Annotated in this window: 20 protein-coding genes and 1 rRNA gene; 17 read left to right on the top strand and 4 right to left on the bottom strand. The window is 74.2% G+C overall.

The genetic code is table 11. From position 1 onward, the window contains the following. Position 1: 1 nt before the first annotated feature. Together rrf and ABEA04_RS22890 are read left to right on the top strand one after the other, a co-directional pair. Positions 2-118: ribosomal RNA gene (gene rrf / locus ABEA04_RS22895) — 5S ribosomal RNA — on the top strand. A 187-nt stretch (positions 119-305) separates the two neighbouring features. Then, positions 306-689, top strand: a complete 384-nt coding sequence (locus ABEA04_RS22890; protein WP_345464662.1) for a single-stranded DNA-binding protein — start codon at positions 306-308, stop codon at positions 687-689. Here the strand turns inward: ABEA04_RS22890 and ABEA04_RS22885 are convergent. Further along, on the bottom strand, positions 649-1791 hold the full coding sequence (locus tag ABEA04_RS22885) for a DUF1015 family protein (protein ID WP_345464659.1): 1143 nt from the start codon (positions 1789-1791) through the stop codon (positions 649-651). The two genes, ABEA04_RS22890 and ABEA04_RS22885, sit on opposite strands and share 41 nt — an antisense overlap. 58 nt (positions 1792-1849) lie before the next feature. Here ABEA04_RS22885 and ABEA04_RS22880 point away from each other — a divergent pair, with 58 nt between their 5' ends. The 12 genes from ABEA04_RS22880 to ABEA04_RS22825 all read left to right on the top strand — a co-directional run bounded on the left by ABEA04_RS22880 (position 1850) and on the right by ABEA04_RS22825 (position 15323). Further along, a complete protein-coding gene (locus tag ABEA04_RS22880) occupies positions 1850-2869 on the top strand; it encodes an HAD-IIA family hydrolase (protein ID WP_345464656.1) in 1020 nt (339 codons plus the stop codon). Positions 2870-2878: 9 nt separating this feature from the next. Beyond that, a complete protein-coding gene (locus ABEA04_RS22875) occupies positions 2879-3097 on the top strand; it encodes a hypothetical protein (protein ID WP_345464653.1) in 219 nt (72 codons plus the stop codon). Between the two features lie 22 nt (positions 3098-3119). Next, complete coding sequence (locus ABEA04_RS22870) at positions 3120-3959, top strand: TlyA family RNA methyltransferase (protein ID WP_345464649.1); 840 nt, start codon at positions 3120-3122, stop codon at positions 3957-3959. Then, positions 3956-4915 carry an NAD kinase gene (locus tag ABEA04_RS22865; protein ID WP_345464646.1) on the top strand — a complete coding sequence of 320 codons (960 nt, stop codon included), beginning with the start codon at positions 3956-3958 and terminating at the stop codon, positions 4913-4915. Before ABEA04_RS22870 ends, ABEA04_RS22865 begins: the two co-directional genes overlap by 4 nt. Next, entirely contained in the window at positions 4912-6600 is a 1689-nt protein-coding gene (recN, locus tag ABEA04_RS22860) for a DNA repair protein RecN (RefSeq protein WP_345464643.1), read from the top strand. Before ABEA04_RS22865 ends, recN begins: the two co-directional genes overlap by 4 nt. Before the next feature lie 37 nt (positions 6601-6637). After that, positions 6638-8329, top strand: a complete 1692-nt coding sequence (gene pyrG / locus ABEA04_RS22855) for a CTP synthase (RefSeq protein WP_345464640.1) — start codon at positions 6638-6640, stop codon at positions 8327-8329. Continuing rightward, a complete protein-coding gene (locus ABEA04_RS22850; protein WP_345464637.1) occupies positions 8326-8943 on the top strand; it encodes an NUDIX domain-containing protein in 618 nt (205 codons plus the stop codon). Before pyrG ends, ABEA04_RS22850 begins: the two co-directional genes overlap by 4 nt. Before the next feature lie 56 nt (positions 8944-8999). Next, positions 9000-10127: an alanine dehydrogenase gene (gene ald / locus ABEA04_RS22845; RefSeq protein ID WP_345464634.1), complete on the top strand. Its 1128-nt coding sequence runs from the start codon at positions 9000-9002 to the stop codon at positions 10125-10127. 25 nt (positions 10128-10152) lie between these two features. Continuing rightward, positions 10153-11097 carry a site-specific tyrosine recombinase XerD gene (gene xerD / locus ABEA04_RS22840; RefSeq protein ID WP_345464631.1) on the top strand — a complete coding sequence of 315 codons (945 nt, stop codon included), beginning with the start codon at positions 10153-10155 and terminating at the stop codon, positions 11095-11097. A 20-nt stretch (positions 11098-11117) separates the two neighbouring features. Then, positions 11118-11828 (top strand): DUF2314 domain-containing protein, encoded by a 711-nt coding sequence (locus tag ABEA04_RS22835; protein WP_345464629.1) that lies wholly within the window; start codon positions 11118-11120, stop codon positions 11826-11828. An 86-nt stretch (positions 11829-11914) separates the two neighbouring features. After that, the gene (locus tag ABEA04_RS22830; protein ID WP_345464626.1) at positions 11915-12568 is read left to right on the top strand and encodes a hypothetical protein; all 654 of its coding nucleotides are present in this window, start codon (positions 11915-11917) and stop codon (positions 12566-12568) included. Between the two features lie 175 nt (positions 12569-12743). Next, positions 12744-15323 carry a DEAD/DEAH box helicase gene (locus ABEA04_RS22825; RefSeq protein WP_425577067.1) on the top strand — a complete coding sequence of 860 codons (2580 nt, stop codon included), beginning with the start codon at positions 12744-12746 and terminating at the stop codon, positions 15321-15323. Between the two features lie 63 nt (positions 15324-15386). Here ABEA04_RS22825 and ABEA04_RS22820 read toward each other — a convergent pair whose 3' ends face one another. Together ABEA04_RS22820 and ABEA04_RS22815 are read right to left on the bottom strand one after the other, a co-directional pair. Beyond that, positions 15387-16061 carry an ion channel gene (locus ABEA04_RS22820; protein ID WP_345464623.1) on the bottom strand — a complete coding sequence of 225 codons (675 nt, stop codon included), beginning with the start codon at positions 16059-16061 and terminating at the stop codon, positions 15387-15389. Positions 16062-16065: 4 nt separating this feature from the next. Continuing rightward, positions 16066-16722, bottom strand: a complete 657-nt coding sequence (locus tag ABEA04_RS22815; protein WP_345464620.1) for a DUF1707 SHOCT-like domain-containing protein — start codon at positions 16720-16722, stop codon at positions 16066-16068. A gap of 79 nt (positions 16723-16801) precedes the next feature. On the opposite strand from ABEA04_RS22815, the gene ABEA04_RS22810 reads away from it, so the two are divergent. Genes ABEA04_RS22810 through ABEA04_RS22800 form a run of 3 tightly spaced genes read left to right on the top strand, consistent with a single transcriptional unit; the run spans position 16802 to position 18499 of the window. Then, complete coding sequence (locus ABEA04_RS22810) at positions 16802-17779, top strand: NAD(P)/FAD-dependent oxidoreductase (RefSeq protein WP_345464618.1); 978 nt, start codon at positions 16802-16804, stop codon at positions 17777-17779. A gap of 1 nt (position 17780) precedes the next feature. Then, positions 17781-17993 carry a ferredoxin gene (locus tag ABEA04_RS22805; RefSeq protein ID WP_345464615.1) on the top strand — a complete coding sequence of 71 codons (213 nt, stop codon included), beginning with the start codon at positions 17781-17783 and terminating at the stop codon, positions 17991-17993. A 2-nt stretch (positions 17994-17995) separates the two neighbouring features. Then, positions 17996-18499: a pyridoxamine 5'-phosphate oxidase family protein gene (locus ABEA04_RS22800; protein WP_345464612.1), complete on the top strand. Its 504-nt coding sequence runs from the start codon at positions 17996-17998 to the stop codon at positions 18497-18499. Between the two features lie 7 nt (positions 18500-18506). On the opposite strand, the gene ABEA04_RS22795 is transcribed toward ABEA04_RS22800, so the two are convergent. Then, positions 18507-19133 carry a TetR family transcriptional regulator gene (locus ABEA04_RS22795; protein WP_345464609.1) on the bottom strand — a complete coding sequence of 209 codons (627 nt, stop codon included), beginning with the start codon at positions 19131-19133 and terminating at the stop codon, positions 18507-18509. Positions 19134-19197: the final 64 nt, after the last annotated feature.

The following is a 19197-nucleotide window of genomic DNA, read 5'->3' as shown; positions in this document are numbered from 1 at the left end:
TTACGGCGGCCACAGCGGCAGGGAAACACCCGGTCCCATACCGAACCCGGAAGTTAAGCCTGCCAGCGCCGATGGTACTGCAACCGAAAGATTGTGGGAGAGTAGGACGCCGCCGGACAAACATTCCCAAGAGGGCGACTCGTGACGAGTCGCCCTCTTGGTGTTTTTCGGACCACTCGCGGTGGCCGAAAATGTCCCCGAACCGTCCACAAGGGCGCTCCGCGCCGCACTTCTCCACAGCCGCTCGAGGTGACGAGCCGGATTGTCGGTGCCGCGCCGCAGGCTGGCGTCAGGAGGTGAGTGCGATGACAGCACCACAGATGGACGCCGGCCCCACCGAGACCCTTCACGCGGCCGGCAGCAACGAGGTCAGGCTGGTCGGGCGGCTCTCGGAGCCGGCCCAGGAGAAGGAGCTGCCGAGCGGCGACCTGATCGTCACGTTCCGCGTGGTCGTGCCGCGACCACACCGGCGCGGGCGGACGGCGCGCGGAGCCGCGGTCGACGCCCTCGAGTGTGTCGCCTGGCTCGCGAAGCCGCGGCGAGCGGCCCTGAGGGCCGGCGCCGGTGACACCGTCGAGGTGGTCGGCGCGTTGCGCCGCCGGTTCTACGGGGCGGGCGCGGTCCGCGTCTCCCGCACCGACGTGGAGGTCAGCTCGGTGCGGGTGGTTCGTCGCGCCACGAGCGGATGAAGGCCCCGAAGGCCGGTTTCGGCTGGAACGAGGTCGCCTTCTCCGGGAACAGGCGTCCGGCCTCGACGACGCCTTGCACCTGGTCGACCGTCGGGGCCGGCAACAGCACCGCCGTGCCGTGACGGGGTGTCACGTGCTCGAGGGTGTCGGTGACGCTGTGGTGGTACGAGATGCGCGTCGGGCCGTGACCCAGGGCGGGCACAAGCGCGTCGTGCAGCACCTCGACCTCGACCTGGTCGCCGGCCGGCTCGACGCGCACCACCAGCCAGCTCTCGCCGTCGGTGGCGACGAGGTGTCCGGGGCCGAGGGCGGCGACGGCGTCGTCCGGTGCGGCGGGCCACGCGCTGATGCCCAGCGACGCTGCGGCCGAGGCCACGTCGCGCACCGACGTGCCGACGAGCACCCGGTGGATCGCCCCCAGGAAGAGCGGGGTGTCGTCCTGGTCGACGACCATCGCGAGGCCACGGTCCGCGGGCCCCCCGGGCGCCCGCTGCTGCAGGCGCAGGTAGGCGGCGTAGCGGTGGTGGCCGTCCGCGATGACGGCCGACGTGGGGCCGAGCAGCTCGTCGACGCGGCACAGCACCTGGTCGTCCGTGATCGCCCAGATGCGGTGGGCGTGGTCGACGCGGTCGGTGAACTGGTGGTCGGCCGGCGCGTCCGCACGCACCTGCGCCAGCAGGGCACGCAGGGGCGCGGGGGAGTGCTGCACTAGCAGGATCGGCGCCGGGTTGACCTGCATCTGCTCCATCCGGTCGGCGAGGTCGTCGGCCTGGGCGGGGTAGATGCCCTCGTGCGGCAGGATCGCGCGCGGTGTCGTGCCGGTCGCGCGGCGCGAGACGTCGACGGTGCCGACCAGGGCCCGCACGGTGATCCCGCTCGCGGTGTACTCGTGCAGGTACAGCGCCGGCTCGGCGTCACGCACCAGCTGGCCGCGTTCCTCCCACTGGCGCAGCCGCTTGGCGACGTCGCGGTACGGGCGGGCGAGGGCCCGCGCCGACGCCGGGTCGCCGACCCGTGCGGGGGCGAGCCGGATCGCGCGGAACGGCGCCAGCCGCAGGGGTCCCGCCGCGTAGGGCGGGGTCACCACGGCGGCGCTCTCCATCCGGGCAGCCTACGAGGGGCCGCTCCGTCACGTGTCCCCCGTAGGCCACACTGGTCCCGTGCTGTCGGCCTCTGACGGTCCCCTGTGGGACGCCTACGACCTGGCCATGCTCGACCTCGACGGGGTCGTCTACATCGGCGGCGACGCGGTGCCCGGCGCCGCCGAGCACCTCGCCGCCGCCCGGGAGGCCGGGCTGCGGCTGGCGTTCGTGACCAACAACGCCTCGCGGCCGCCGTCCCGGGTCTCGAGCCACCTGACCGAGCTCGGCGTCGAGGCCGAGGAGTCCGACGTGGTGACCTCCGCCCAGGCGGCCGCCAGCGTGCTGCGCGAGCGGCTCGGTGAGGGTGGGCGGGTCGTCGTGCTCGGTGGCGAGGGGCTGCACGAGGCGGTGACCGCGGCCGGGCTCGAGCCGGTGGCGGTCGACGCCGAGGCCGACGCCGTGGCCACGGGGTACGGGCCCGAGGTGGTGTGGGCCGACATCATGCGGGCGGCGGTGCGCATCCGTGACGGCCTGTGGTGGGTGGCGAGCAACACCGACATGACGATCCCGACCGCGTTCGGCGTGGCACCGGGGCACGGCGTGCTGGTCGAGACGCTGCGCCGCTTCGCCGAGGTCGAGCCGGTCGTGGCCGGCAAGCCGGCGCGGCCGCTGCTCGACGAGACGGTGCGGCGGGTGGGCGGCCGTCGTCCGCTCATGGTGGGCGACCGCCTCGACACCGACATCGAGGGCGCCGCCAACGCCGAGGTCGACTCGCTGCTCGTGCTCACCGGCGTGACCGGCCTGCCCGAGCTGGTGGCCGCCCGGCCCGAGGAGCGACCCACCTTCATCGGGGCCGACCTCGCCGCCCTCGGCACGGCGCATGCCGCGCCCCAGGACGACGGCGGGCGGTGGTCGCTCGAGGGCTGGGAGGCGTCGGTCGACGACGGGCGGCTCCGGGTGAGCGGCGACGGCGACGCCGACGACTGGTGGCGGGTCGTGGCGGCCGCGGCCTGGGCGTGGCGCGACGAGCACGACGCCGAGGTCGACACGGACGGCGTCGAGCCGCCGCGCTCCGGCACCGACACCGCCGGCCGGTAGCGTGGCGGCGTGACCGAGCACGCTGCCGACTCCTGGGCCGACGACGACGTCGAGGGCGCCGAGGCTGCCGAGGCTGCCGAGCGACCGGCGCAGACCGGCGTCGAGGACGTCGACGCCGTGGTCGACGCCGTGGCCGGGCTCGACGAGCTCGACCCGGCCGAGCACGTGGCCGTCTTCGAGGCCGCCCACAGCCGGCTGCGGGCCACCCTCGACGCCCCCACGGGCTGAGTCGGGTCGGACACCGACGACCGTGCCCCCACGGAGGCTGCGCCTGGACGCCGAGCTGGTGCGGCGCGGGCTGGCGCGCTCGCGCGAGCACGCCAGCGAGCTCGTCGCGGCCGGCCGCGTGAAGGTCGCCGGAGCGCCCGCCACGAAGCCGGCCACCGGCGTGACGACCGACGTCGCCATCGTCGTCGCCGAGGACGACGCGCGACCCGACTACGTCTCGCGGGGTGGGCACAAGCTGGCCGGGGCGCTCGACGCCTTCGAGCCGGCCGGGCTGCGGGTGGAGGGTCGACGCTGCCTCGACGCCGGGGCGTCGACCGGCGGCTTCACCGACGTGCTGCTGCGTCGGGGGGCGCGCGAGGTGGTGGCGGTCGACGTCGGCTACGGCCAGCTGGCCTGGTCGCTGCGCAGCGACGAGCGTGTGGTCGTCCGCGACCGGCAGAACGTACGCGCCCTCGACCTCGAGGTCACCGGCGGGCCGGTCGACCTGGTGGTCGGCGACCTGTCGTTCATCTCGCTGCTGCTGGTGCTCGACCCGCTGCTGGCCGTCACCGACGACGACGGCGACCTCGCGCTCATGGTCAAGCCGCAGTTCGAGGTGGGCAAGGAGCGGGTCGGCAAGGGCGGTGTCGTGCGCGACCCGGCGCTGCGCGCCGAGGCGGTCGTCGCCGTCGCCGAGGCCGCGGCGTCACGCGGGTGGGGAGCGCGTGCGGTCACCCGCAGCCCGCTGCCCGGGCCGTCGGGCAACGTGGAGTTCTTCCTCTGGCTGCGACGCGGTGAACCCGTCGTCGACCACGAGGCCGTCGCGGGGGCTGTGCACGAACCCCCGGGGGTGTCGGCGTCGGGTGAGAGGCTGAGGACGTGACCGAACCCGAGAGCCCGCGCCGCGTGCTGCTGCTGACCCACACCGGGCGTGCCGAGGCGCGCGAGGTGGCGACGGCGGCGCTCGACGCGCTCGTCTCGAACGGGCTGCTGGTGCGGGTGCCGGCCATCGAGCTGAAGGACCTCGGCGTCGACCCCGACCGCCCGGGGGTCGAGTGCGTCGACACCGAGCACGGCGCGGGCGACGGGTGCGAGCTCGCCCTGGTCGTCGGCGGCGACGGCAGCATCCTGCGGGCCCTCGAGCTGACCTACCACGCGCGCACCCCGGTGCTCGGCGTGAACCTCGGGCACGTCGGCTTCCTCGCCGAGGCCGAGCCCGAAGAGCTCGACGCGATGATCGAGGCCATCGTGCACCGGCGCTACGCCGTCGAGGACCGGCTGGCGCTCGACGTCCGCGTGGTGCACGACGGCGACACGCTCTTCCGCACCTTCGCGGTCAACGAGGCCAGCGTCGAGAAGGGCGCCCGCGAGCGCATGCTCGAGGTCGTCGTCGAGATCGACGGCCGGCCGCTGTCGCGCTGGGGCTGCGACGGCGTCGTGTGCGCCACCCCCACCGGTTCGACGGCCTACAACTTCAGCGCCGGCGGCCCCGTCGTGTGGCCCGAGGTCGAGGCGCTGTGCCTGGTGCCGCTGAGCGCCCACGCCCTGTTCGCCCGCCCCATGGTGGTCGGCCCCAGCTCGGTCATCGCCATCGAGACCATCGCCCGCACCGACGGCACGGGCGTGCTGTGGTGCGACGGGCGCCGCACCGTCGACCTGCCGGCGGGCACGCGCGTCGAGGTGCGACGGGGCGAGCACCCCGTGCGGCTCGCCCGGCTGCACCAGGCGCCGTTCACCGACCGGCTGGTCGCCAAGTTCGGGCTGCCCGTGGAGGGCTGGCGCGGCATCGGCGAGCGGCGGCGACGGCGCGACGACGCGGTGGCGACGGTGCTCCCGTGATCGAGGAGATCCGCATCAGCTCGCTCGGTGTCATCGACGACTCCGTGCTCGAGCTCGGCCCCGGGCTGAGCGTCATCACCGGCGAGACCGGCGCGGGCAAGACCATGGTCGTCACCGCGCTCGGGCTGCTGCTGGGCGGCCGCGCCGACAGCGGCGCGGTGCGCACCGGCGCCGCCCGCGCCCGGGTCGAGGGCGTGGTGAGCGCCGACGCGCTGCCCGAGTTCACCGCCGCCGTCGAGGACGCCGGCGGCACGGTCGAGGACGGCGTCGTCGTGCTCGCCCGCAACGTCGCCGCCGAGGGGCGCTCGCGCGCCTTCGTCGGCGGGGCGTCGGTGCCGGTGGCCACGCTGACGGCGGTCGCCGAGCCGCTGGTGGCCGTGCACGGCCAGTCCGACCAGCACCGCCTGCTGCTCCCGCGTCGCCAGCGTGAGGCCCTCGACCGCTTCGGCGGTGCGACCACGACGTCCCTGCTCGCCGCCTACGGCGAGGTCTACCGGGCGCTCGAGGTGACCGTCCGCGAGCTCGACGAGGTCAGCGCCTCCGCCCGCGAGCGGGCCCGCGAGGCCGACCTGCTGCGCTTCGGGCTCGGCGAGGTCGAGGCGGTCTCGCCCGAGCCGGGGGAGGACGCCGTCCTGGCCGCCGACGAGGCCCGCCTGGGGTTCGCCGACACCCTGCGCACCGCGGCCGAGCAGGCGCGCGAGGCCCTGTCGAGCGAGTCCGGCTCGCCCGACGCGCTGGCGGCGGTCGCCGCGGCGCGCAGCAGCCTCGAGGCGGTCCGCGACCACGACGACCAGGCCGCCGAGCTCGCCGACCGGCTCGCCGAGATCGTCTACCTCGTCTCCGACGTCGCCGCCGACGTCGCCTCCTACGCCGCCCAGGTCGAGTCCGACCCCACGCGGCTCGCCACCGTCTCCGAGCGCCGCGCCGCGCTCACCGCGCTCACCCGCAAGTACGGCGAGACCGTCGACGAGGTGCTGGCGTGGGCCCAGGAGTCGGCGGTCCGGCTGCTCGACCTCGACTCCACCGACGAGCGCATCGCCCACCTCACCGTCGAGCGCGACCGGCTGCGCGGCGAGCTCACCACGGCCGCGGCGGCCCTCACCGCCGCGCGCACCGAGGCCGCCGGGCGGCTCGGCCGCCAGGTCACCGACGAGCTGACCCTGCTGGCCATGCCGCACGCCGTCCTGACCGTGGCGGTGACGCCCGTCGAGCCCGGCCCGCACGGGGCCGACGACGTCGCGCTGCTGCTCGCCGCCAACCCCGGGGCCGAGCCGCGGCCGCTGGCCAAGGGTGCCTCGGGCGGCGAGCTGTCCCGCGTGATGCTGGCCGTCGAGGTCTCGCTGGCCGGCACCAGCCCGGTGCCCACGTTCGTCTTCGACGAGGTCGACGCGGGTGTCGGCGGTGCCGCCGCGGTCGAGGTCGGACGCCGGCTGGCCGAGCTGGCCCGCACCGCCCAGGTGCTGGTGGTCACCCACCTGCCGCAGGTCGCGGCCTACGCCGACCGGCACGTGCTGGTGCGCAAGTCCAGCGACGGCTCGGTCACCAGCTCGGGGCTGACGGTGCTCGACGACGCCGGCCGTGAGCGCGAGCTCTCCCGCATGCTCGCCGGGCTCGCCGACTCCGACACCGCGCTGGCCCACGCGCGCGAGCTGCTCGACCACGCGCAGGCCGCCCGCGGTTCGTGACCGGTCGGGCGAGGTGCCTGGGATAGGGTGGAGTTCCGTGAAGGCCCCGGTCGAGCAGTCCAAGCACGTCTTCGTCACCGGCGGCGTCGCGTCGTCGCTCGGCAAGGGACTGACGGCCTCGAGCCTCGGTCGTCTGCTGCGCTCGCGCGGGCTGCGGGTGACCATGCAGAAGCTGGACCCGTACCTCAACGTCGACCCCGGCACGATGAACCCGTTCCAGCACGGCGAGGTCTTCGTCACCGACGACGGCGCCGAGACCGACCTCGACATCGGTCACTACGAGCGCTTCCTCGACACCGACCTCGGCGCGATCGCCAACGTGACCACCGGCCAGGTCTACGCCAGCGTCATCGCCAAGGAGCGTCGCGGCGACTACCTCGGTGACACCGTGCAGGTGATCCCGCACATCACCAACGAGATCAAGGACCGCATCCTCGCGATGGGCGGACCCGACATCGACGTGGTCATCACCGAGATCGGCGGCACCGTCGGCGACATCGAGTCGTTGCCGTTCCTCGAGTCCGCCCGTCAGGTGCGCCAGCAGATCGGGCGCGCCAACTGCTTCTTCCTCCACGTCTCGCTGGTGCCGTTCATCGGGCCGTCGGGCGAGCTGAAGACCAAGCCCACCCAGCACTCGGTGGCCGCGCTGCGCCAGGTCGGCATCCAGCCCGACGCCGTCGTGTGCCGCGCCGACCGTGAGCTGCCCGACTCGATCAAGCGCAAGATCTCGCTGATGTGCGACGTCGACGAGGACGCCGTGGTGTGCGCCGCCGACGCGCCGTCGATCTACGACATCCCGAAGGTGCTGCACCGCGAGGGCCTCGACGCCTACGTCGTCCGCCGGCTCGACCTGCCGTTCCGCGACGTCGACTGGACGGCGTGGGACGACCTGCTGCGCCGGGTGCACCACCCGAGCGAGGACGTCACCGTCGCCCTGGTCGGCAAGTACATCGACCTGCCCGACGCCTACCTCTCGGTGGTCGAGGCGCTGCGCGCCGGTGGCTTCGCGCACGAGGCGAAGGTGCGGGTGCGGTGGGTGCCGTCCGACGAGTGCCAGACGCCGGCCGGCGCGGCCCGCCACCTGCACGACGTCGACGCCGTGGTGGTGCCGGGCGGCTTCGGCATCCGCGGCATCGAGGGCAAGCTCGGGGCCCTCACCTACGCCCGCACCCACCAGATCCCGACGCTCGGCCTGTGCCTGGGCCTGCAGTGCATGGTCATCGAGTACGCCCGCTCGGTCGCCGGGCTGGAGAAGGCGGCGTCCACCGAGTTCGACCCCGACTGCCCCGAGCCGGTCATCGCCACGATGGACGAGCAGAAGTCCTTCGTCGAGGGCGCCGGCGACCTCGGAGGCACCATGCGTCTCGGCCTCTACCCGGCCGAGCTGCGCACCGGCAGCGTGGTGCGCGAGACCTACGGCGAGGCGCGCATCGAGGAGCGGCACCGCCACCGCTACGAGGTCAACAACCGCTACCGCGACCAGCTCGAGGCGGCCGGCCTGGTGTTCTCGGGCACCAACCCCGACCTCGACCTCGTCGAGTTCGTCGAGCTGCCGCGCGAGGTGCACCCCTACTACGTCGCCACCCAGGCCCACCCCGAGCTGCGCTCGCGCCCCACGCGCGCCCACCCGCTGTTCGCCGGTCTCGTCGGCGCGGCCATCTCACGCCAGCGCGAGCTGCGCTTCCCGCTCGACGAGCGGGGCCTGCGGGCGCGCGCCGAGGCGCCGTGACCGACACCGGTCCCGACGCCGACCCCGACCCCGACCCCGAGGCCGGCACCCTCGCCGACGTCCCGCAGGCGTGGCCGGTGGCCGGGTCGACCGACCTGCACCGCGACGGCTGGGTGGTGGCGCTGCGCGCCGACATCGTCGAGACCCCCGACGGGGGGCAGGCGCGGCGGGTCGTGATGGAGCACCCGGGCGCGGCCGTCGTCCTCGCGGTCGACGACGAGCGGCAGGTCGTGGTCCTGCGGCAGTACCGCCACCCCGCCGGACGCCGGTTCGTCGAGCTGCCCGCCGGTCTGCTCGACGGCGACCCGGGGGAGGAGCCGCTCGACGTCGCGCGCCGCGAGCTGCGCGAGGAGGCCGGCCTCGAGGCCACCGACTGGACCCACCTGGCCTCCACCTGGCCCTCGCCCGGCATCAGCGCCGAGGTGCAGCACCTCTTCCTGGCCCGCGGGCTCCGCGAGGTCGACCGCGACTTCGAGCCCGAGCACGAGGAGGCCGACATGGAGCTCGTACGGGTGCCGCTCGACGCGCTGCGCGACGCCGTCCTCGAGGGGCGCGTCTCCGACGGCCCGCTGGTGCAGTGCGTCCTCCTGGCGGGGGCGCGCGGCCTGCTGTGACGGTGTGAGAAGGTCGCCGGGAACGTGCACCAGCCCGGCCGGAGAGAGGTAACCCCGTGAGGATCGGCGTCCCGAAGGAAGTCAAGAACCACGAGTACCGGGTGGCCATCACCCCGGTCGGCGTGCACGAGCTGACGGCCCACGGTCACGACGTGCTGGTGCAGGAGGGCGCGGGCCTCGGCTCCCAGATCGAGGACGCCGAGTACGTCTCCGCCGGCGCGACGATCGTGGCCACGCCCGAGGAGGCGTGGGGCACCGACGGCGGCGTCGACATGGTGCTCAAGGTCAAGGAGCCCGTCGCGGAGGAGTACCACCGCATGCGGGAGGGGCTGACGCTGTTCACCTACCTGCACCTCGCCGCGGACAAGCCGCTGACCGAGGAGCTGCTGTCCCGCAAGGTCACCGCGATCGCCTACGAGACGGTGCAGCTGCCCTCGGGCGGGCTGCCGTTGCTCTACCCGATGTCGGAGGTCGCCGGCTGCCTGGCCCCGCAGGTCGGCGCGCACGCGCTGCTCAAGGCGCAGGGCGGTCGCGGTGTGCTGATGGGCGGCGTCGGCGGTGTCGCCAACGCCAAGGTCGTCATCATCGGCGCCGGTGTGTCGGGCCAGAACGCGGCCAACATCGCGCTCGGCATGGGCGCCGACGTCACGCTGCTCGACACCGACCTCGACAAGCTGCGGATGTCGTTCTGGCGCTACGACAACCGGGTGCACGGGCTGGCGTCGTCCAAGCTGGCCATCGAGCAGCAGGTCACCGCGGCCGACATGGTGATCGGCGCGGTGCTGATCCCGGGCGCCGCGGCGCCGAAGCTGGTGAGCAACGAGCTCGTCTCGCGCATGAAGCCCGGCTCGGTGCTCGTCGACATCGCCGTCGACCAGGGCGGCTGCTTCGAGGACACCCGCCCCACCACGCACTCCGACCCGACCTACCCGGTGCACGGCTCGACGTTCTACTGCGTGGCCAACATGCCGGGCGCGGTGCCGAACACCTCGACCTACGCGCTCACCAACGCCACGCTGCCCTACACGGTGGCGCTGGCCGACCGCGGCTGGGTCGAGGCGTGCCGCGCCGACCACTCGCTCGCGCTCGGCCTGAACACCCACGACGGCCGGCTGACCAACGGGCCCGTCGGCGAGGCCGTCGGCATCGAGGCGGTCGACCTCGACGCCGTCCTCGCCGGCTGAGCCAGCGAGGGACGGACCAGCGCGGGTGGACGCCGTCGCGCGGGCCGTGCGCACCTACCTCGACCACCTCGCGGTCGAGAAGGGGCTGGCGGCCAACACGCTCACGTCGTACCGCCGCGACCTGCGCCGCTACCAGGCCTACCTGGCCGACCGGGGCGTCGAGACCCTCGACGCCGTCGACGAGGCCACCGTGACGGCGTTCCTGGTGCGGCTGCGCGAGGGGGACGCCGACCACCCGCAGCTGGGCGCGTCGTCGGCCGCGCGCACCGTGGTGGCCGTGCGCGGGTTCCACAGGTTCGCGCTGGCCGACGGGTTGAGCGCGCACGACCCGGCCGCCGCCGTCCGCCCGCCGACGCCGGCCAAGCGGCTGCCGAAGGCGCTGCCGCTCGCCGACGTCGAGGCGATCCTCGACGCCGCCGGCGCCCCCGGCACGAGCCTGGCGCTGCGCGACCGGGCGCTGCTCGAGGTGCTCTACGGCACCGGCGCGCGCATCTCGGAGGCCGTGGGGCTCGACGTCGACGACCTCGACCCGGTCGACCACACGGTGCTGCTGCGCGGCAAGGGCGGCAAGGAGCGGGTGGTGCCGGTCGGCTCGTTCGCCCGCGAGGCCGTCGAGGCCTACCTGGTGCGCGGACGCCCCGAGCTGGCCACGGCCCGCTCGAGCGCGGGCGCGCTGTTCCTCAACGCGCGCGGCGGGCGGCTGTCGCGGCAGTCGGCCTGGGCGGTGCTGACGCGGGCGGCCGACCGGGCCGGCGTCACCCGCGACGTCTCGCCCCACACCCTGCGCCACTCCTTCGCGACGCACCTGCTCGACGGCGGGGCCGACGTCCGCGTGGTGCAGGAGCTGCTCGGCCACGCGTCGGTGACCACGACTCAGGTCTACACGCTGGTCACCGTCGACAGCCTGCGCGAGGTCTTCGCCGCGGCCCACCCGCGCGCCCGCGACGACGGCCTGGCCCCGCACGCATGAGGCGGGTCAGGGCGAACCTGGTGCCGCACGACGACCCGGCGATCGAGGTCGCGAGCCGTCGGGCGCGGGAGACGTTCGGCTACTTCTGGCGCGAGGTCTGGTGGGAGCGCCGCCGCATCGTCGGCGGTCTCGACCTCGCCGCGGTCAAGGCCGCCTTCGTCGAGGGCGACGCCGTCGAGCACCTGTGGGTGGTCGACGTCGACTTCGACGGCCTCACGGTGACCGGCACGGTCGTCAACGAGCCGCTCGACCTGACGGGGGTGCGACCCGGCGACCGGGTGGACGTCGAGCTCGACGAGGTCGAGGACTGGCTCTTCGCCGTCGACGGCCTCGCCCACGGCGGCTTCACGATCGCCGCCATCCGCGCCGGTCTGGGGCGGCTCGCGCGACGTCGGCACGACCGGGCGTGGGGGCTGCGGTTCCCCGACGAGGTGCTGCTGGTGCACGGGCAGAGCGCCGACCCCGCCCGGTTGGACGACCACCCGCTGTGCCTGGCCTCGCGCGCCGACCTGGCCGCCACGCTGCAGGTCGACCGCTCGCTCGCCATGGAGCGCGACGAGGACGGCTTCACGCTGCTGCACCGCGAGGCCATCGCGGGCGACGCGCCGCTGGTCGTGCTGCTGCTCGCGTTCGGCGCCGACCCGGCCGCGCGGAGCCCGCGGGGACTCACCGCCGAGGAGCACGCCGAGCGGCTCGGGTGGACCCGCGTGGTGGAGGCCATGCACGCGTGAGGAGTGGGGCCCGGGCCACCGGGGAACGGTCGTGACCGGCCGCCCGTCAGACTGCAGTACCCGAACCGGCAAGGAGCCACCTCCCCATGAACCGAACCCTGACCGCCACGATCGCCGGCCTCGTGCTCGGCGGCGCCCTGCTCACCGGGTGCGGCGGTGACGACGAGGGCGAGGCCGACGACCCCGGCACCGAGACCTCCACCTCGGTCACCGAGAGCACCTCGGAGTCCGCGCCCACCGAGGACACCTCCACCGAGGCCACCGACCCGAGCGAGCCGGCGGAGACCGGCGGCACCGACGACACCGACGACACCGGCGGCACCGACGACACCGACGTGCCGGAGCCGACCGACGGGCCCGAGACCGACGACACCGAGGGACCCGACGACGGGCCCGCCAACCCCGAGGCCGCCGAGTTCTGCCTCGCGTTCGAGACCGCCTTCGACGCCATCGAGGAGCTCGGCGAGGACTTCTCCGGTGAGCCGGGCGACCAGGTGCCGCCCGCGGTGATCGACGCGCTGCGCACGTGGGGCGACGACCTCGCCGACGCCGACCTGCCCAGCGACCTGAGCCCCGACGCGCGCGCCGGCGTCGACGTCCAGGTGCAGCTGCTGCAGTCGATCCCCGACCGGCTCACCTTCGGCGAGCTCGACGGCCTCGAGTCCGACCTGTCGCCGCAGGAGTCGAAGCAGGCCAACGCGACCACCGAGTACGCCACCACCACCTGCGACCTGTTCTGATCTAGGACGGGCGGCCCTCCGCGAGGCACGAGCGGAGGGCCGGTCCCGGCCAGGTCGAGCAAGCCCCGCGGGCGAGGAACGAGGCCGCGACGGGCGGGTCGAGACCACCGGTCGTCAACGCGACCGCGACCCGGGCGTCGTCCCTCGACCTCGGCCCGGCTGCGAGACTGACCCCGTGGCCGTGGACACCGACTGGGACGCCGTCTACGACGCCATCACGACCCACGCGGCCGGCCAGGGCCTTGAGCTCTATCCGCACCAGGACGAGGCGGTGCTCGAGATCCTGGCCGGCAGCAACGTCGTCCTGGCCACGCCGACGGGGTCGGGCAAGTCGCTGGTGGCGCAGGCCGCGCACCGGGCCGCGCTGGCCAGCGACCGGGTCTCGTTCTACACCGCGCCGATCAAGGCGCTGGTGAGCGAGAAGTTCTTCGACCTGTGCCAGGTCTTCAGTGCCGACGACGTCGGCATGCTCACCGGCGACGCCTCGGTCAACGCCGACGCCCCGATCATCTGCTGCACGGCCGAGGTGCTGGCCAACCTGGCGCTGCGCGAGGGTGCGGCGGCCGACGTCGGCCTGGTGGTGATGGACGAGTTCCACTTCTACGCCGAGCCCGACCGCGGCTGGGCGTGGCAGGTGCCGCTGCTCGAGCTGACCGGTGCGCAGTTCGTGCTGATGTCGGCCACGCTCGGCGACGTCACCGAGCTGGCCGCCGACCTGACGCGACGCACCGGCCGCGAGACCGCGGTGGTCGACCAGGCCGAGCGGCCGGTGCCGCTCAGCTTCAGCTGGGCGCTGACGCCGCTGGCCGAGACGCTCGAGGAGATCGTCACGACCCGGCAGGCGCCGGCGTACGTCGTCCACTTCACGCAGAAGGACGCCGTGGAGCACGCGACGTCGCTGCTCAACGCGCCGTGGCTCGGCAAGGGCTCGTCGCCGGCGGCCGAGGCGATCCCGCCGGGGTTCCGGTTCGGGGCCGGGTTCGGCAAGACGCTCTCGAAGCTGCTGCGGCGGGGGATCGGCGTGCACCACGCCGGGATGCTGCCGCGCTATCGGCGGCTGGTCGAGCAGCTGGCGCAGTCGGGGCTGCTCACGGTCATCTGCGGCACCGACACGCTCGGGGTCGGCATCAACGTGCCGATCCGCACCGTGCTGTTCACCGGGCTGGCCAAGTACGACGGCAGCCGCTCGCGCATCCTGCGCACCCGCGAGTTCCTGCAGATCGCCGGCCGCGCGGGGCGGGCGGGGTTCGACACGGCGGGCTACGTCGTCGTCCAGGCGCCGGAGCACACGATCGACAACGAGCGGGCCAAGGCGAAGGCGGCGGCCAAGAACGCCAAGGACCCCAAGAAGAAGTCGAAGGCGCAGCTGCGCAAGCCACCCGAGGGCAGCGTGGTGTGGACCGAGCAGACCTTCGACAAGCTGGTCGCGGGGGTGCCGGAGCCGCTGGTCTCACGCATGCGGGTCGACAACGCGATGCTGGTCAACGTGCTCTCCCGCGAGGAGGACGCGTTCGGCGTGCTGCGGCGGCTGCTCACCGACAACCACGAGCCGCGCAAGCAGCAGCTGCGGCTGGCCCGGCGGGCGGTGCGGCTGGTGCGCTCGCTCATGGTCTCCGGCACCGTGGTGCGCCTCGACGACCCCGACGAGCACGGACGGCGCTACGTGCTGGCCGACGACGTCCCCGACGACTTCGCGCTCAACCAGCCGCTCTCGCACTTCGCCCTGGCCGCGCTCGACCTGCTGGACCCCGAGTCGGAGGACTACACCCTCGACATCGTCTCGGTGATCGAGGCGACGCTCGAGGCGCCGCGGGCGATCCTGTTCGCGCAGCAGCACGCCGCCCGCGGCGAGGCGATCGCGGAGATGAAGGCTGACGGGCTCGACTACGACGAGCGCATGGCGCTGCTCGACGACATCACCTGGCCGCAGCCGCTGGCCGAGCTGCTCGAGGGCACCTACGAGATCTACCGCGAGCGGCACCCGTGGCTGCGCGAGGACGCGCTGGACCCCAAGTCGATCGTGCGCGAGCTCTACGAGCAGGGGATGTCGTTCACCGACTTCTGCTCGCGCTACCAGCTGGCCCGGGCCGAGGGGCTGGTGCTGCGCTACCTCACCGACGCCTACCGGGCGCTGCGGCAGACGGTGCCCGAGGCGCACCGCACGCCCGAGCTGGACGACCTGCTCGAGTGGCTGGGCGAGGTGATCCGCCAGACCGACTCCTCGCTGCTCGACGAGTGGGAGGCGCTCACCGACCCCGACCGTGCCTCGCGCACGGTCACCGAGCACGAGCCGCCCACCTCGCCGCGGCCGATCTCGAAGCAGGAGCGGGCGTTCACGGTCATGGTGCGCAACGCGATGTGGCGCCGCGTCGACCTGGTAGCCCGAGACGACCTCGACGGCCTGATGCGCCTGGAGCGCGAGGCGGCCGAGCGCACCGACCCGCCGCGGGAGGTCGTGATGACCCGCTCGTCGTGGGACGAGGCCATCGAGGGCTACTACGCCCAGCACGAAACGGTCGGCACCGACGCCGACGCGCGCGGACCCGAGCTGCTGCGCACGACGCCCGCGACCGGCGTCCCGGCCGGAGTGGACGACGACGCCCCGCCCGCGCGGCTCTGGCACGTCGTCCAGACCCTCGCCGACCCCGCCGGCGACCGCGACTGGGTGATCGAGGCGACCGCCGACCTCGACGCCTCCGACGCCTGCGGTGAGCTGGTGCTCGCCACCACCGCCCTCCGCTGCCTCACCGACTGACCCGTCGGACATGTCTGACGGGTCAGCGCAATCCCGGTCGACCCGTCGCTTATAAGCGACGGGTCAGCCTCGGCGGGCGGTGAGACCGACGAGGCGGGCGACGACGAGGGCGACGTAGAAGACGCCGGCGACCTGCTCGAGCATGACGAAGGAGCGGGCGTGGTCCTGGATCGGGTAGACGTCGGAGAGGCCGACGCTGGTGAGGGTGGTGAAGGAGAGGTAGAGCAGGTCGAACCAGGCGCGGTCGCCCTCGCCGCTGTAGCCGACGAACGAGCCCGGCCAGACCACCTGCACCGCCGCGTAGACGTAGGCGAAGGCCCAGGCGACCACCGTGAAGGCGGCGCCGGTGGCGAACAGCTCGTCGCGGGTGACCTTCTCGTCGTGGAACAGGTAGCGGATCAGCGCGTAGGACACGAAGGCGTAGAACGGCACGTGCAGCGCCGCCGAGACCAGCACGATCCAGTCGACGCCGGCGAAGAACGCCTCGAGCACGCTGAAGACCATCGCCGGGGCGCCGAAGCCCACCGCGACGTAGGACAGCGTCGGGGTGCGACGCACCGCCCAGGTGGCGACGAGGACGACGGCGACCTGCACCGCGCCGAGCACGGCCCGGCCGGTCGTCGAGCCGTCGAGGAAGGGGTAGGCGAGCACGGCGAGCAGCTGCAGCGCCAGCAGCAGCGCCGACGGCTGGCCACGCACCTCGCCGTGGTCGCGCGTCGTCGCGCTGAGCAGGCTCACCGGTTCACCGGAGCCCGCGGCGACGCCGCTGCTTGCGCTGCCGGCTCTCGAGCCGGGCCCGCTCGTCGGCGACGATGCGGGTGCGTCCGGCCACGGTGAGGCCGACGTTGAGGCCGAAGGCGCCCATGACGACCAGCGGCCACAGGAACGACGGCGCCCCGGTGATCGCCCACAGCACCCAGGCGATCGCCGAGGCGGTGGCGAGGATGACCAGCGACGCGCGGCGCCGCTCGCGCCACGCCTCGAGGGCCTTCGCGTCGAGCTCGGCGGGGCTGCTGCGCACCAGCTCGCCGGGCCCGCGCAGCCGGTCGGGCACCAGGTTGCGGGCCGCCCGACCGACGTCCTCGCGCGAGCGCGGCAGCGAGGCCGGCAGCCCCGAGAGGCCCGACAGGCCGCCGGGCACACCGCCTGCGAGCCCGCGCGGCCCCGCCGACGGCACCAGGTCGGCGACCAGGCGTGGCAGCTCGCCGAGCGTGCGCGCGGCGGTGGCGGACGTCGTGCGCGCGTCGAGCTCGTCGTGGGTCAGCCGACCGTCGGCGAAGGCGTCGGCGAGCGCGGCCACGATGCGCTCACGGTCGGCGTCGGAGGCCCGCAGCTCGGCGTTGTCGCGGCGGCGCGGGTCGTGCGGGAAGGCGGCCCAGAAGTCGCCACCGCTCACCACGCCGACATCCTAGGGAGCCGCGCGAACCCGCGCCCGTCGTGCCGGACACGGCGTGCCGGTCCGTGGCAGGATCGCGACCGTGAGCGAGCCCACGGTCGAGACCGACCTGGTGGTGATCGGTGCCGGTCCCACGGGACTGTTCGCCGCCTACTACGCGGGGTTCCGCGGCCACCGCGTCGCCGTCGTCGACTCGCTGCCCGAGCTGGGCGGCCAGATCACCGCGATGTACCCCGAGAAGGCGATCCTCGACGTCGCGGGCTTCCCGAGCGTCAAGGGTCGCGACCTCGTGGCGGGCCTGGTCGAGCAGGCCAACACCGCACGCCCCGACTACCTCCTCGACCGCACCGCCAGCACGCTCGCCACGGACGACGACGGCGTCACCGTCGGCCTCGACGACGGCACGCAGGTGCGCGCGGGCGCCGTGGTCATCACCGCCGGCATCGGCAAGTTCTCGCCCCGCCCGCTGCCGGCCGGCGAGGAGTGGGTCGGCCGCGGGCTCGAGTTCTTCGTGCCCAGCTTCGCCCCCTACGCCGGCAAGGACGTCGTCATCGTCGGTGGCGGCGACAGTGCCTTCGACTGGGCGCTCCACCTCGAGCCGATCGCCGCCACCGTCACCCTCGTGCACCGCCGCGACGCCTTCCGCGCCCACGAGCGCACCGTGCAGCAGGTGCGGCAGACCTCGGTCGAGATCCTCACCAAGGCCCAGGTCAGCGCCGTGCGCGGCAACGGCGTCGTCGAGAGCGTCGAGATCACCGGGCCGGACGGCGTCCACGAGCGGCCCTGCCAGGCGGTCGTCGCCGCCCTCGGCTTCGTCGCCGACCTCGGGCCGCTGCAGGAGTGGGGCATCGCGGTCGAGAAGCGGCACGTCGTGGTCGGCCCGTCGATGCAGACCAACCTGCCGCGGGTCTTCGCGGCCGGCGACATCACCGAGTACGACGGCAAGGTGCGGCTGATCGCCGTCGGCTTCGGCGAGGCCGCCACCGCGGTCAACAACGCGACCGTGGCGATGGACCCGAGCGCGAAGGTGTTCCCGGGCCACTCCAGCGAGGGGAGCTGAGATGCGGATCGAGGTCGACCTCGACCTGTGCGAGTCGAACGGGTTGTGCGAGTCGATGGCGCCCGAGGTCTTCGAGCTCGACGACGACGACTACCTGCAGCTCGCCACGCACGAGGTCACCGAGGAGAACCGCCGCGGCGTCGAGCGGGCCGTGGCGGCCTGCCCGCGGGCCGCCATCTCGCTGGTCGACGGGCCTGTCGGCACGGGCGGCTGAGCGTGGCCAACCAGCGCGCCCAGGTCGTGATGGACGACGCCGAGGTGACCGCCTTCCTCGCCGCCCAGCGCAGCGCCACCTGCGCCACGCTCGGCCCGCAGGGCCGTCCCCACCTCGTGGCGATGTGGTACGCCGTCCTCGACGGGCAGGTGTGGATCGAGACCAAGGCGAAGTCGCAGAAGGTCGTCAACCTGCGCCGCGACCCGACGCTGTCGCTGCTGGTCGAGGCCGGGCACACCTACGACCGGCTGCGCGGCGTCTCGCTCGAGGGCCGCGGCGTCGTCGTCGAGGACGACGAGGTGGTCTGGCGGGTGTGCGTCGACCTCTGGGAGCGCTACCACGGGCCCTACTCCGAGGAGGTCCGCCCGCTGGTCGAGCTGATGGCCCGCAACCGGGTCGCCGTCCGGCTCGACGTCGACCGGGTGCGCTCGTGGGACCACCGCAAGCTCGGCCTCGACCCGATGCCCCTCGGGGGGACGACGGCCGCCGCGGTCGACGAGGGCTGAGGGCCCGTCACTCCCGCAGCAGCAGCTGCACCGCCGTCTCGAGGTGGGCGGCGGTCTCGGCGGCGCTCGAGCGGCCGGTGACCCAGGCGACCAGCGCGGCCAGCCACACGTCGCCGATCACGCGGGCGATCGCGTCGTCGTCCGCGGGGGAGCGGGGCGACCGGGGCTGCATCGCGCGGGTGAGGATGCCGGCCAGCAGCGTCTCGACGACGCGGATCTCGGCCGCCACGGAGGCGTCGGCCGAGACGAACGCCCGGGTGAGCGCCTCGATGAGCCGCGGGTCGTCGTGCAGGCCGCGGGTGGTGCGGCGCATCACCCAGCCGACCCGGTCGGCCGGCGTCGCGCCCGGGATCGCGCCGAGGCCACGGAACCCGGCGTCGGCCCGCTCGAACTCGCGCGCGAGGGCCGAGACCAGCAGGTGCACCTTGGAGGGGAAGTAGCGGTAGAGCGTGCCCAAGGCCACGTCGGCGCGCTCGGCTACGGCGCGCATCTGGACGGCGTCGAAGCCGCCCTCGCGGGCGAGCGTGACCGTGGCGTCGAGGATGCGCGCGTGCCGCTCGCGCTGCGCCGGCGAGTCGAGGTCGGCGGCGGACAGCGAGCCGGTGCTCGGCGCGGTGCTCGAGGTGGTGGTCATCAGGAGGGGGCGGGGGTCGCGGACGGTCGTGGCGGAGGTGCCGGAGGCGCCGTCTAGGCTAACG

This window comes from Nocardioides marinquilinus, assembly GCF_039543705.1.
GTDB lineage: Bacteria > Actinomycetota > Actinomycetes > Propionibacteriales > Nocardioidaceae > Nocardioides > Nocardioides marinquilinus.
The sequence above is the reverse complement of the archived record's forward strand: the minus strand, read 5'-3'. Positions and strand labels throughout refer to the sequence as shown.